We start from the raw sequence: 13,858 nt of genomic DNA, 5'->3' as shown, positions 1-13,858 counted from the left end.
ACGTATAATTTAAAACTGATTTAAGATTACAAATGTAATAAAACTGTCCGTTTACAGCAGTTCTTTTAACAAGTCTTTTATTTCGCTCAACATCATGGCTGTTGCTCCCCAAACAATATGATTGTTTAATTGAAATGCTGGAACATCCACCTGAACACTATAGGAAGTTGATACCGTTTTAGTTACAACACTAGAATCACTGATAAAATCTTGTAAAGTCACTTCTATAATATCTTCAACTTCCGTATCCTGTTTAACAAATTTAGGCGTACATCGAGAAATTCCTATAAACGGATAAACAAAAAAATTACTTGGTGGAATATATACCTTGGTCATGGCACATAAAATTTCTATTTCCGTCTCTGGCACGCCAACTTCTTCCCAAGTTTCGCGAATAGCAGCATCTTTTATAGTCGCATCCGTTTTTTCCACTTTTCCACCAGGAAAGCCTACTTGGGCAGAGTGCACTCCTTTATATGTTTTCCGAAGAATTAAGACTAATTTGGTTTCATGTTCTTGATCAGGGTAAAACAAGGCAACAACTCCAGCATTTTTAGCATTTTTAATGGCATTTTTTTGCTGCGCTTGGAGCTGCTCTCTAAAAGGTGGCGACATTTTAAATTGTGAAGATTCGGCTGGCAGTTGTATATTTTCTATTTTTGATACCGATTGTAAAAATTCATCAAATTTCATCTATGATTCGTATTCTTATGTTAGTCGCTTTTATTTTTTTTCTTGGTTGTGAAGATAAACAATCAAAACCAAAAGAACCGACTCCTAAAACGACAAAAACTGTTAAAAAACCATCTGAAAAATTAGATAGTGCGGAAATAGAAATCCCTGAATTCCCTTTCCTAACGGATGAAAATGCCATGGAATTCTTTTTAGAATACGAAAAGAACAATCCGGAAAATAAAGTTAGAATAACAACCAAATTTGGAAATATTGATATCTTATTATTTGATAAAATTAAGTTTCATCGTGCAAATTTCGTCTACTTAACCAAACGCGGTTATTTTAATGGTACACAATTTTACCGTGTGATAGATAACTTCATCATACAAGCTGGAAATACTGACGATCCAAAAATAAAACGAAAACGAGGTGATATTGGTCGCTATCTACTTCCACCTGATACCAAACGTGGTTTTAAACACCATAGAGGTATTGTGAGTATGCCAAGTAGCGAGATTGAAGATGCCTATAAATTAGCATCGCCTTTTGAGTTTTTCATTGTCCAAAACAAAGATGGCGCCTATCATTTGGATGGCGATTACACCATTTTTGGCGAAGTTATTTCTGGTATGGATGTGGTTGATGAAATTGCAGCTCAAAAAACCGACGATGGCGATTGGCCTTTAAGAAACGTATACATTAAGAAAGTGGAGATCATTAAATAAACGTCTTCTATTTATAAAGCGTTGGTAAACTAACTTTAAATCGGACGGCAAGTAATCTGATCGTGATAACCACTAAACCGGCAATAATAAAAACAACGTTATCATCTATAGGCAATTTACGGATTAAAAAATACGTAAGACCTCCTAAAATACAGGCCGTTGCATAAATTTCTTTTCTGAAAATTACAGGAATCTCATTACACAAAATATCACGAATTACACCACCAAAACAAGCAGACATAGTTCCCAATGCAATACATATAATAGGGTCTAATCCGGCTGAAATTCCTTTTTCTACACCAACAACTGTGTACAAACCAATTCCAATAGTGTCAAAAAGAAACAGGGATTTTCGGAGGTAATCAATTTTATTTTTAAAAATAATAGTCAATACAGTACTGGCTAAAATAACGTAGATATAATTCAAATTAAGCATCCAACTCACTGGCGTTTCACCAATTAAAACATCACGAAGTGTTCCACCACCAACAGCTGTAACCGTAGCAATGATTAAAATTCCAAATACGTCCATGCGCTTACTTAAAGCGACTAACACACCTGAAATAGCAAATGCTATGGTTCCTAAAATATCTATTGCGTAAAACATGACTGTTACTGATTAGTTTAAAATGCAAGCAAAGGTATAGAATGAAAGCTATTTAGTGAAACGGAAGACCTACTATTTTTCAGGCTTATTTTGCGTGGTTGTAAAGTACGTTATGAAGCAGGAATCAACTTTTTTTTAATTAATACAACGGATTCAAAAGTATTAACATGAAATACCATTATGAAAAAGGCCAAAACATTTCACACAATTATATTTTTGATAGTTGATTTAGCATTAGCTCAATTAAGATAGACACCGTTTTAAAAACGGTGTAAGCGATTCACTCAATTTCTTTGCAAGAAATTGGTTCTCTGCTTACATATTTTGAGTGTAATAATTATAATCCTTTAAAATGGTATCAATAAACTCTTTATCAAACATATCCGATTCTATTTGCAGCAAGCCACAAATCTTATTTCGTATAATTGTTAAGGTTTTGAAATCATTATTACGTTTGGAAATTAAAAAGGCTTCTTTAATAATCCGAACGTCCTTATCACTCAACAATGTTACATTATTAAATACAGGCTCATAATCGTCTGTTATTTCTTCAAGAATGGTACTGGTGATTTTATGTTTTTGTTTCACACTAATAACCACGGTTCCAGCTGCTGAATCACCAACACGTTGCTTTCTATCGGACAATAAAATGCTCATTACGCCAATAGAAGCAAAAAACATCCAAATATCAATAATACGAAGCATCCAACGTACTAATAAATTATACCATTGGGTTGGTGCACCATCAAAACGAACCACTTTTATCTTCATAATCATTTTACCAATGGTTTGCCCACTAAAAAGCACATGGCAAAGTAAAGAATAGAACAAAGCAGGAAGCGTTAACAAACCTAGAAATCCACGACGGGTCCAGCTATCTGTATCAAATATTTCAGAAACAGCTACCAAGTTTTCCATGATGGTCATGTAGGCAATTAAAATCAAGCCATCAATTAAAAAAGCGACAAAACGTTCGCCAACACCAATTAGTTTGTAATCTAAATTGACATTTTGGGCTGTGTTAATTGCTATATTGCTCATGGAAATGTATATTCGTTTAAATTTTAAATAGTCTATGCGCGAAGCATCATTCGTGAAGCAAAATAAGGAAAAATGGCTGGTATTTGAAAAGGCATTACACAATAATGTTAAAATAAATCCAGACGATTTAGCTTCATACTATATTCAACTTACTAACGACCTCTCTTATGCACAGACTTACTATGCTGATAGTAAGACGCTTTTGTATTTAAATTCGTTGGCTTCAGAGGCGCATCAGAAAATTTACATCACCAAAAGAGAGTCGAAAAATAAAATCGTTTCCTTTTGGAAATATGAATTTCCGCTGTTTTTTAAAGCCTATCACAAAACCTTACTGTATTCATTTCTTATTTTTATGTCTGCCGTTTTAATTGGTATCGTTTCTACTTTAAATGATGATAGTTTTGTGCGTTTAATTTTGGGAGATGCTTATGTAAATATGACCATTGAAAATATTGAAAAAGGAGAACCTATGGCTGTTTATAAAAGCGGAAGTCAAATGGGGACCTTTCTCGGAATTACCATAAACAATATACGTGTGGCTATTTTTGCATTTGCCGCAGGTGTCGTTTTTAGCGTTGGCACCATTTATATTTTGTTTAGTAATGGCATCATGTTGGGCGCTTTTATTACGTTTTTCTATAATTATGGCATTTTAGAAAAAACATCAACTGTTTGGCTTCATGGTACTATTGAAATTTCGGTAATTGTTATTGCTGGTTGCGCTGGTTTGGTAATGGGAAATAGCTTTTTATTTCCTAAAACATATTCCAGACGCGTTGCCTTTATGAAAGGCGCAAAAGATGGCTTAAAAATAGTAGTCAGCACCATTCCCTTTTTTATTGTAGCTGGTTTTATTGAAGGGTTTATAACCCGCTTTGGCGAACAAATGCATCCTGTTTTAGCTTATGGAATTATCCTCGCATCTTTAACCTTAATTGTATTTTATTATATAATTTACCCGATTAAATTGAATAAAAAAATGGCCTTAAATCTATAAAACCTACCGTGTGGAAAAACCATATTTAGAACTTCGTACGCGAAATACCTTTGGCGATATTGTCAATAACTATTTCCAGTTTTTAAAACTAAACTTTAAACATTATACCAACCTTTACTTGCGTTACAATGCCATTAGTATCATATTAACGCTAATTGGATCTTATCTGTTAGTAACCGGATTTATGGGCTTGGCGAGTCGTGATTTCAGATTTGGCATGGAAACCAGCATGGATAATGATTGGTATTTAATAGTTGGCGGATTGCTCTTGGTTGTTATTTTATTTGTTACGGCCGTTTTAAATTACAGTTTTTCTAGCGCTTATATGACGGAATATGTAAAGCATGAAGGCGACGTGAAATCGGCAAACATATGGTCTGCCATTAAAAAGAATTTAGGAACCATCATCCTATTCATTCTCATTGGCATTGCCATGTACATCGGTTACTTTGTGGTCTCACTTGTTTTGGCGTTCATCCCGTTATTAGGCATGTTAGCACAATATGCCATCAGTTTTACAATAAGCGCCCTTTTTGGTTTATCATTTATGTCTATTTTCAGTACTAATAAATCGGTTGGCGAAGCATTATCTGAAGGTTGGTCTTTCACGTTTTCTAATTTTATTCGTGTGGTTTTCTTCGGATTGGTAATTGGAATTCTAAATCTAATGCTAACGTTTTTAATCCTATCCATTCCAGGATTCATTATTGGTTTTTACACCTATTTTTCTATTGAAAGTGAAGTCGATTTTTTAACAAGTAACTTTGCAACTATTGTTTTTACACTGGGTTTCACCATGTTTATTTTAGCTTTTATTTTCTCGCAAGCCCTTTCACAAGTAGCTTATGGTGTATTGTTCTTTAATTTACATGAAGAGCGTCATAACACGTTTTTACGCGAACGCATTGAACAAATAGGTGTGAATGAATAAACCAAACAGACATATCACTTTAGCGGCTTCAGGCTTGTTTTTTATAAAGCATGCGGTTTCTGTTGCTCAAAATAAAATTCAGGAAGATTCTACAGATATCACGGTTACCTATTTTAAAGAAGGCATTCTTGATCGCTATTCCGGAAATGATTTTAATTACAATATCAATGATACAGGCGGTGTTAATTTATTACAACAATTGCTTCGGAAATTTTTTAATTGGTTAGGTGATATATTCGGGATTGACATAGACTTTGTAGATTATGAAACCTTGGAATACATTGTTTACGGCCTTTTAGCTGCTGGAGCTCTGTATTTATTTATTAAGTTTTTATTACAATCACCAATGAGTTCCGTATTTAAAACGGAAGAAAAAACCATTGATAATTTTGGTTATATTGAAGAAGACATCCAACAGGTTGATTTTGAAAACTTGATAAAAACAGCGTTAAAAGAGAGCAATTATCGTTTGGCAACGCGTTATTTATATCTAAAATCACTTAAAAACTTAACGAACAAAAACATCATCGATTGGCATTATGACAAAACCAATTCAGACTATCTTAATGAAATTTCAGATGATGGTATCAAACAATTATTTAAACGAATTTCCTACATCTATGATTACGTTTGGTATGGCGAATTTGCCATAGACGAGCAAGCTTTCAATAGAAATCAAGACGATTTTTCAACCTTAAATAAACGCATAAATGGATAAACGCTCAAAAATAGCTTTATATAGCATTGGCGCCATTATCGTGTTGTTAATGATAGCTGAAGTCACAAAACCAAAACCATTGAATTGGCGAAACTCCTACTCCGCTGCCGATAAAATTCCTTTGGGTTGCTACGTGCTTTATAATGAATTGGAACCGTTTACATCCAATACTATAGAAACATCTGATGAAAGTCTGTATGAACGATTGAAAGATTTTCCAAACGCGACAAACACCACACTCATTCTTATTAACGATTATATTAATGTTGAGGAAGAAGGTTCCAATGCCCTTTTAGAATTTGTTGAAAATGGGAATACCGTTTTTATTAGTACCAACTATGTTTACGGAGCATTTGCCGATTCGCTAAACATAGAAATAGATCGCGATTATGATGGATTTTTCAAGGATCCTTCCAAATCTATATTCACTAATAAAACATTAAAAGCTAACGAACGTCTGTTTGATGATGTTATTGAAAACAGCTTCTTCACCTCCATAGATACATCTACAGCAACCGTTTTAGGTTATATGATTGATGAAAATAAGATAAGGAAGGAAGTTAATTTTACGAAAACGCCTTTTGGTGATAATGGTGGAGCCTTTTATGTTCATAGCAATCCGTTTGCCTTTACAAACTATCATTTATTAAATGATAAAGCAGATTATGCAGCAACCGTTTTATCATTTTTGCCTAAAAATAATAGCATCCTTTGGGATAACTATTACAAAAGCGGACGCAAAGTTATTAAAAGTCCATTGCGTTTTATTTTGAGTAGTCCTGCTTTAAAATGGACATTCTATATAAGTTTATTAGGCTTAATCATCTTTGTAATTTTCAAAGGAAAACGAACCCAGCGTATTATTCCAGTTGTAGAACCCTTAAAAAATTCTACGGTTGAGTTTACCCAAACCATTGGCGATTTATACTACCAACATGGTGATTATTCGAATATCATTCATAAAAAAATCACGTATTTTTTAGAATTCATACGAACCGCATACTATTTAGAAACCAATGAATTTAGCGAGCGTTTTATTCAGAAACTCGCTGTTAAATCATCAAATACGGTTCAAGACACTAAATCATTAATCGATTTAATTACGTTTTTAAAATCGAAAAATAACCATACTGAAAAAGAGCTCATTGCCCTTAACAAACAAATAGAACATTTTACAAAAAACACTATATAATGGAAGATACGAACCAGCACGAAAGCGAAGATTTAAGCTTCACCAATAGAATTGACCTCAAGCCTTTACAAGCGCATGTAGAAAGTATTAAAACGGAGATTGGTAAAATTATCGTTGGTCAAAATGAAATGATAGAATTGCTTATCATTTCCATTTTATCTAATGGCCACACACTTATTGAAGGTGTTCCAGGTGTTGCAAAAACAGTTACAGCCAAACTTTTAGCACGTACCTTGGATGTGGATTTTAGCCGTATTCAATTTACACCAGATTTAATGCCGAGTGATATTTTAGGAACCTCCATTTTTAATGTGAAAACGAGCGAATTTGAATATAAAAAAGGTCCTATTTTTTCCAATATTATTTTAATTGATGAAATTAACAGAGCACCAGCAAAAACACAAGCCGCTTTATTTGAGGTCATGGCAGAACGCCAAATAACTATTGATAATAATCAATTTATTATGGAACCGCCTTTCTTGGTTTTTGCTACTCAAAATCCCATTGAACAAGAAGGAACCTACCGATTGCCAGAAGCCCAATTAGACCGTTTCTTATTTAAAATTAATGTGGATTATCCATCATTAGAAGATGAAATTCAGATTCTAGTGGACAACCACAAACGGGAAGATCAATTAGATTTTAGCACAATAAATCCTGTTTTAAAAGCAGCTGATATTATAAAATACCAAAGCTTAATAAAACAAATTTTAGTGGAAGATCATTTACTCCATTACATTGCTTCCATTGTTAATAGCACGCGTAATAACGCTAATTTGTATTTAGGAGCATCACCAAGAGCATCCATTGCCATTTTAAATGCAGCCAAAGCAAATGCAGCTATTCAGGGTCGTGATTTTGTAACACCAGATGATATAAAACGCTGTACCAAAGCCGTTTTAAAACACCGCTTAGTACTAACACCAGAACGTGAAATGGAAGCCTTTACAGTTGATAAAGTAGTGGACCAGATTCTTGAAACGATTGAAATACCAAGATAATTGAAACGTATTTTTAAACATATCTATTTAGAGTTTCGGTTTTTTGCAGCCTTAATGGGATTCGCATTTCTATTTCTGATGGCGTATCAATTTCCGGGATTATTACCAATAAGTATCATGCTTTTTGGTGCTTTTTTAGTACTTATTCTTATAGATAGCATATTGTTATTCAAACAAAATGGATTAGAAGCCAAACGATTACTTCCAGAAAAATTGAGTAATGGTGATGATAATCCGATTGAAATCACGTTGAAAAACACGTATAATTATAAAGTTAAACTAAAACTGATAGACGAAATGCCCTTTCAATATCAGAAGCGCGATTTTGAAATTGACACCCAACTTGATAAACTAACGGATAAAAAAATCACCTATACCTTGCGTCCTTTGGAACGTGGCGAATATCATTTTGGAAACCTGAACGTTTATGTAACGTCTCCAGTTGGATTATTAACACGTCGTTTTCAATTTGGAAATAACGCTATGGTACCCAATTACCCATCGTTTCTGCAGTTAAAGAAATATATGCTTTTAGCATTTTCGAATAAAATTTTCGAATTTGGATTGAAGAAAATCCGAAGAATTGGTCACACCATGGAGTTTGAGCAAATTAAAGAATATGTTCAAGGTGATGATATTCGGAATATAAACTGGAAAGCGACAGCCAAACGGAGTCAATTGATGGTGAACCAATTCCAAGATGAACGCTCTCAACCTATTTACAGCGTAATTGATAAAGGTCGTGCTATGAAAATGCCGTTTAACGGATTAAGTCTTTTAGATTATGCTATAAATGCGACGTTGGTTATTAGTAATGTGGCTTTAAAGAAACAAGATAAAGCTGGTATGTTTGCCTTTTCTAGGAAAGTGGATAATAAAGTAGTTGCTGAACGCAGACCATCACAGATGAATCAAATTATGGAAACGCTCTATAATTTAGATACCGATTTCTCCGAATCCGATTTCTCCAGATTATATATTGATGTAAAACGTAGCTTAAATCAACGAAGCTTATTATTACTCTACACCAATTTTGAAACTTTAGATGCTTTACACAGGCAGTTACCGTATTTACAAGCCATAGCCAAACATCATGTATTGGTTGTTATCTTTTTTGAAAATACCGAATTGGATAAACTCACGCAGAAAGAATCACGCAATACCTTTGAAATATTCGAAAAAACCATTGCCGAAAAATTTGTTTATGAGAAGAAACTCATCATTAACGAATTGCAGAAACATGGCATTCAAAGTATTTTAACAGCTCCAGAAGATTTAACCTTGAATACCATTAATAAGTATTTAGAAATTAAAGCTCGTGGGTTAATTTAATCGGAATATTTATAACAATCTTGAAAAAAAAACCTCTTATACTATTAACAATACTAATTGCAACAATTGTTGTCTATTGGAATTTCAGGTTGGACATTGAAGAATATTTTTTTTCAAAGCATGTAATTTATTGGTCACCGAATGCTAAATTAAACTATTCAGATTTTCAAGAAAGGTCTAATGAAAATTCGATTGATAATGTCCATTACTACTATGGTCTTTATTTAAAAGCAAATAGCATTGACAAAGCTTTTGTACGCGCTTATTTTAACAAAAACCAATCAGGAATTAAAGATACATTGGATTCGGGAATAGATACCGAAATGAAAATTCAAAAATTGATATTTGATTTGCACGAAGTTTATGCGCGGAAATTCAATTTCGAAATTAATAAAATCAAATTTGATGCAAATACAAAATATGCAGATCTAGAAAAAATTGGTGCAAGAATATTTCCAGAACTGCAAACTAAAACTGATTTAATATTTAAAACTAATGAACCTGATGCCGAAATTTTAGCAATTTGGAGACCAAAAATAGATTCACTTTTAGCACAACATAAATAAATATTACAGCTTCGAATAAAATAACTGCTTGACCATATTCATAAATTTTTTAATCATTTTACAATCCATCCTAAAAAAACAACAGTTCAGTGAGCTTACTTTTCAGAACATAACGGTTTGATATATATTTACAGTGTATTAATCTAAAAACCAACAATTATGAAAACGCTTGCAGTTATTATCGCTTTTACCTTAACATCTTTTATTTCTCACGCACAAGATAGTTTACAGACTTATACCATTTCAGTTAAAGTGGTTAATCCCTTAAATAATAATGGGCATGTTTTAATAGGACTGCATACTGCTGATACATTTATGAAAGCGGATGGCATTCAAAGTGCTAAAATTAAAGTAATAGACGGTCAAGCAATTGCTTCTTTTGAAAATTTAAAACCTGGAAACTATGCCGTTATGGTTGTTCATGACGAAAATGATAATTCCCGAATGGATTTTGAAGCTAATGGCATGCCAAAGGAATCTTATGGTATGTCCAACAATCCTATGTTAATGGGCCCGCCAATCTTTAATGACGCTAAATTTGAATTGAAAGAAGATACTGAAATCAGTATTCGATTTTAAATGTTACTACTATAAAAAAAGCGACCTGCACTAATAGTACAGGTCGCTTTTACTAATAATCAAAAATTAATTATTAAACAGTTTCGTTTAACCATGCTTTAAGCATCCAAACTGTTTTTTCTTGTTCCGTTATAAAATCACTCATCATTGAGTTTGTTCCTTCATCACCAACTTCGCCTGTTTTATTTAAAATCTGACGTTCAATTTTAAGTAATTCTGAAAGCGAATCAACAATTAAACGCACCGTTTTTTCATCTTCAGAAACATTTTTTCCTACTGGAACTTTTGCTGCTTTCGTATAATCATCAAACGTATGTAATGGTGTTTCGCCTAATGTTAAAATACGTTCTGCTATTTCATCAACTTTTACATTGGCATCTGTGTACAACTCTTCAAATTTGACATGTAAATCAAAGAAACGTTTTCCTCTAATATTCCAATGCACACCTCTTAAATTCTGGTAATACACCTGAAAATTCGCTAATAAAACATTTAAATCTTTGGCTATATCTTTAGTTTTTGTTTGGCTTAATCCAATTGTGTTTAATTTCATAATCATCTCTTATTTTAAGTTCAATTCAAATTTAAGACATAATTAGTATCTTTTAGCATAAGTTTTATTGATAGTTTTTATATTTTTATAGTCTAAATTGATACCTATGACAATTACGCAACTTTATTACGTATTGGCCGTTGCCGAGCAGCAAAATTTCACCAAAGCTGCTGAAACATGTTTTGTTACCCAACCAACATTGAGTATGCAAATTCAGAAATTGGAAGATGAGCTAGACGTTCTTATTTTTGATAGGAGTAAAAAACCGATTGAGTTAACAGAAGTTGGAAAAAAAATTGTGAGTCAAGCCAAAAATATTGTGAATGAATCTTACAGAATTCAGGATATTGTAGATCAAGAAAAAGGATTTATTGGTGGCGAATTTCGGTTGGGAATTATTCCAACCATCATGCCAACGCTACTACCTATGTTTTTAAAAACGTTCATAAAAAAATACCCAAAAATAAAGTTGAAAATTGAGGAGCTTACTACGGACGAAATTATATCGCGTATTAAGGAAGGCCATTTAGATGCTGCCATTGCGGCCACTCCTTTGGAAAATGAGTATATAAAAGAACGCGTATTATATTTTGAACCCTTTGTAGGCTATATTCCAGAACACCATAGACTACACAATAAACAAAAATTAAATACAACGGATTTAGAAATTGATGACATGCTTCTTCTTGAAGATGGCCATTGTTTTAGAGATGGTGTTATAAATTTATGTAAAGCATTCAAAACTCAAAATGAAGACCAATTTCAATTAGAAAGTGGTAGTATTGAAACATTAATTAAACTTTCAAATGAAGGATTGGGTATGACGCTTCTTCCCTATTTACATACTTTGGATTTAAGTGATACAGCCAAACAAAATTTACATTATTTTAATGAGCCTTCACCTGCTAGAGAGGTCAGTTTACTCTACCATAAAAGCGAATTAAAAATGCAAATTATTGATGCCATGCATAATGTTATTTCAGGCATCATTAGAGGTGCCATTAAATTCCAAAATGTGAATATAGTTAGTCCACTTCCTAAATAAAAAAAAGCGATCAATAAAGGTCGCTTTTCTATTTTATGTTTTCAAGTATACTAAACACTGATCTAAATCTGGATTCTGCCTTACTAAAGATTCAATATAAATCTTAAGTTCTTCAATTTCATAAGGTAATAATCTTTGAAGGGCTTTTTGAACTTCTCTGCAAAATAATGTTGCATCAAAACTCACTTTATTGAGTACAGTTTTCGTGTACTCGAACATTGCTCTGGCCATTTCTTAAAAATTTTAGGTTAAAAAGTAGATTTTTTAATAGGCAAAAATATCTTATTTGGTTTCTATAAATATAGTGAAAAAAGACATCGCTTCTTAAACGTAAACAAAACTTTAACATCAAAAAAATCTTTGATTGCGTTAAAAAAACAGGTTAACTCTTATTATACATCACGTTACGACTAATTGGTAATTGTTAATAGCCTGTTGAAAAGATTAAAACCGGTTATCACCATCTAGCAAATCTCCTAAACCACCTAAAATACTACCTTCACCTTTATCTTTTCCGCCGCCCTGAGGTGCTGATGCCAATACACGGCCTGCTAACCTGCTAAACGGTAAGGACTGAATATAAACGGTTCCAGGACCCTGTAATTTAGCAAAGAATAAACCTTCGCCTCCAAAAATGGTGTTTTTAATTCCTCCAACAAATTCCACATCATAATCAACACCTTGCGTAAAACCGACAATACATCCTGTATCCACGCGAAGAATTTCACCAGGTTGCAAAGCACGTTTCGCCATAGTTCCGCCAGCATGCACAAATGCCATACCATCACCTTCTAACTTTTGCATAATGAAACCTTCACCACCAAAAAGTCCGCGACCTAAACGCTTGCTAAATTCAATACCAATAGTAACGCCTTTAGCTGCACATAAAAAAGCATCTTTCTGGCAAATAAATTTACCGCCAAACGCCGTTAAATCAATTGGTAGAATTTTCCCAGGATAAGGCGACGCAAAACTGATGCGCTTTTTACCCACCAAATCATTATAGAAAGCGGTCATAAATAAACTTTCACCTGTAAGAATCCGCTTGCCAGCTCCTAATATAGAACCCATGAACCCTTTGTTTTTAGCAGAACCATCTCCAAAAATAGTTTCCATTTTAATGCCATCATCCATCATCATAAAACTACCAGCTTCGGCAACAACGCCTTCTTGAGGGTCTAGCTCTATTTCAACATATTGCATTTCTTCGCCGTAAATGGCGTAATCTATTTCGTGTGCATTCATAATATTTGAGTTGTTGAGTTAAAGATAAAAAATTACGAGTAGAAATTATAAATTAGTGTTTCACCTTTAAAGTCCATTCAAAATTAAATTGTGAAACTTCCATGTTATCAGAATTAGTTCCAACTACATGCATCCAAATAGTTTGTCCTTCTCCAGTTTCTATAGTTCGCTTTATGGCTTCATCTATCTTATGGCCTTCGTTGCAAATAAATGTAATGCGTCCTGTTGCTTTTTTCGAAAAACTAGCATTATTTGATGCTACCAACATAGAAATGTTTTTCCCACTAGCTTTAATTTTTTGCATAACCAAAGCTCCAGTTGTTAATTCGGCAGCCATACCTTGAACAGCCCAAAACATAGATTTAAATGGGTTTTGATTTATCCATCTATGCTTAACAGTTACCACACATTGTTCAGAATCTAATGATTTTGTTCTGACGCCTGTAAAGTAAGCTGCTGGCAATTTGAACATTAGAAACATATTGAGTTTACTAGGAGAAATAGTCATTTAGTATATATTTTATAATCGCAAAATCGAAATGCACAGCTTTTTTAAACGAAATGCACACTCATTCACTTAATTTATTTAGTTATTACTCAACAAATATAACTGATTTAATACAAATTTAAACCACATTTAAAAGCCCC

The 13,858-nt window shown here is 33.2% G+C and carries 17 protein-coding genes; 10 read left to right on the top strand and 7 right to left on the bottom strand.

The features are described 5' to 3' along the window. Positions 1 to 51: 51 nt before the first annotated feature. Complete coding sequence (locus ES675_RS14575) at positions 52 to 693, bottom strand: NUDIX hydrolase (protein ID WP_066252039.1); 642 nt, start codon at positions 691 to 693, stop codon at positions 52 to 54. Between the two features lie 2 nt (positions 694 to 695). Here ES675_RS14575 and ES675_RS14570 point away from each other — a divergent pair, with 2 nt between their 5' ends. Further along, complete coding sequence (locus tag ES675_RS14570) at positions 696 to 1,400, top strand: peptidylprolyl isomerase (protein ID WP_066252034.1); 705 nt, start codon at positions 696 to 698, stop codon at positions 1,398 to 1,400. 7 nt (positions 1,401 to 1,407) lie between these two features. Here the strand turns inward: ES675_RS14570 and ES675_RS14565 are convergent, their stop codons facing one another. Together ES675_RS14565 and ES675_RS14560 are read right to left on the bottom strand one after the other, a co-directional pair. After that, positions 1,408 to 2,007, bottom strand: a complete 600-nt coding sequence (locus tag ES675_RS14565; protein ID WP_066252031.1) for a trimeric intracellular cation channel family protein — start codon at positions 2,005 to 2,007, stop codon at positions 1,408 to 1,410. 315 nt (positions 2,008 to 2,322) lie between these two features. Then, positions 2,323 to 3,048 (bottom strand): RDD family protein, encoded by a 726-nt coding sequence (locus tag ES675_RS14560; protein WP_066252025.1) that lies wholly within the window; start codon positions 3,046 to 3,048, stop codon positions 2,323 to 2,325. 34 nt (positions 3,049 to 3,082) lie between these two features. Here ES675_RS14560 and ES675_RS14555 point away from each other — a divergent pair, with 34 nt between their 5' ends. From ES675_RS14555 to ES675_RS14520, 8 genes are all read left to right on the top strand, one after another. Continuing rightward, the gene (locus ES675_RS14555; protein WP_066252018.1) at positions 3,083 to 4,048 is read left to right on the top strand and encodes a stage II sporulation protein M; all 966 of its coding nucleotides are present in this window, start codon (positions 3,083 to 3,085) and stop codon (positions 4,046 to 4,048) included. Positions 4,049 to 4,058: 10 nt separating this feature from the next. Next, a complete protein-coding gene (locus ES675_RS14550; RefSeq protein WP_066252013.1) occupies positions 4,059 to 4,979 on the top strand; it encodes a hypothetical protein in 921 nt (306 codons plus the stop codon). Further along, entirely contained in the window at positions 4,972 to 5,697 is a 726-nt protein-coding gene (locus ES675_RS14545) for a hypothetical protein (protein WP_066252010.1), read from the top strand. Before ES675_RS14550 ends, ES675_RS14545 begins: the two co-directional genes overlap by 8 nt. Continuing rightward, positions 5,690 to 6,889: a DUF4350 domain-containing protein gene (locus ES675_RS14540; protein ID WP_066252007.1), complete on the top strand. Its 1,200-nt coding sequence runs from the start codon at positions 5,690 to 5,692 to the stop codon at positions 6,887 to 6,889. Before ES675_RS14545 ends, ES675_RS14540 begins: the two co-directional genes overlap by 8 nt. Continuing rightward, positions 6,889 to 7,890 (top strand): AAA family ATPase, encoded by a 1,002-nt coding sequence (locus tag ES675_RS14535; protein ID WP_066252004.1) that lies wholly within the window; start codon positions 6,889 to 6,891, stop codon positions 7,888 to 7,890. The genes ES675_RS14540 and ES675_RS14535 overlap by 1 nt, the downstream gene beginning before the upstream one ends. Continuing rightward, positions 7,891 to 9,222, top strand: coding sequence for a DUF58 domain-containing protein (locus ES675_RS14530; protein WP_082985917.1), 1,332 nt, complete (start codon positions 7,891 to 7,893; stop codon positions 9,220 to 9,222). 20 nt (positions 9,223 to 9,242) lie between these two features. Continuing rightward, a complete protein-coding gene (locus ES675_RS14525; protein ID WP_148367528.1) occupies positions 9,243 to 9,788 on the top strand; it encodes a hypothetical protein in 546 nt (181 codons plus the stop codon). A 159-nt stretch (positions 9,789 to 9,947) separates the two neighbouring features. Next, the gene (locus tag ES675_RS14520) at positions 9,948 to 10,367 is read left to right on the top strand and encodes a DUF2141 domain-containing protein (RefSeq protein ID WP_066251993.1); all 420 of its coding nucleotides are present in this window, start codon (positions 9,948 to 9,950) and stop codon (positions 10,365 to 10,367) included. A 73-nt stretch (positions 10,368 to 10,440) separates the two neighbouring features. Here the strand turns inward: ES675_RS14520 and ES675_RS14515 are convergent, their stop codons facing one another. Further along, positions 10,441 to 10,920 (bottom strand): Dps family protein, encoded by a 480-nt coding sequence (locus ES675_RS14515; protein ID WP_066251989.1) that lies wholly within the window; start codon positions 10,918 to 10,920, stop codon positions 10,441 to 10,443. A 106-nt stretch (positions 10,921 to 11,026) separates the two neighbouring features. On the opposite strand from ES675_RS14515, the gene ES675_RS14510 reads away from it, so the two are divergent. Next, positions 11,027 to 11,965 carry a hydrogen peroxide-inducible genes activator gene (locus tag ES675_RS14510; protein WP_066251985.1) on the top strand — a complete coding sequence of 313 codons (939 nt, stop codon included), beginning with the start codon at positions 11,027 to 11,029 and terminating at the stop codon, positions 11,963 to 11,965. A 33-nt stretch (positions 11,966 to 11,998) separates the two neighbouring features. Here the strand turns inward: ES675_RS14510 and ES675_RS14505 are convergent, their stop codons facing one another. The 3 genes from ES675_RS14505 to ES675_RS14495 form a co-directional block, all read right to left on the bottom strand. Beyond that, on the bottom strand, positions 11,999 to 12,196 hold the full coding sequence (locus ES675_RS14505; protein WP_066251981.1) for a hypothetical protein: 198 nt from the start codon (positions 12,194 to 12,196) through the stop codon (positions 11,999 to 12,001). 213 nt (positions 12,197 to 12,409) lie between these two features. Further along, positions 12,410 to 13,210, bottom strand: a complete 801-nt coding sequence (locus ES675_RS14500; protein ID WP_066251977.1) for a TIGR00266 family protein — start codon at positions 13,208 to 13,210, stop codon at positions 12,410 to 12,412. A 52-nt stretch (positions 13,211 to 13,262) separates the two neighbouring features. Further along, positions 13,263 to 13,718 (bottom strand): DUF4442 domain-containing protein, encoded by a 456-nt coding sequence (locus ES675_RS14495; RefSeq protein WP_066251973.1) that lies wholly within the window; start codon positions 13,716 to 13,718, stop codon positions 13,263 to 13,265. Between the last annotated feature and the right edge of the window lie 140 nt (positions 13,719 to 13,858).

The organism is Algorimicrobium algoritergicola, assembly GCF_008086165.1.
Classification (GTDB): domain Bacteria; phylum Bacteroidota; class Bacteroidia; order Flavobacteriales; family Flavobacteriaceae; genus Algorimicrobium; species Algorimicrobium algoritergicola.
This window is presented reverse-complemented; position numbering and strand designations above follow the sequence as displayed.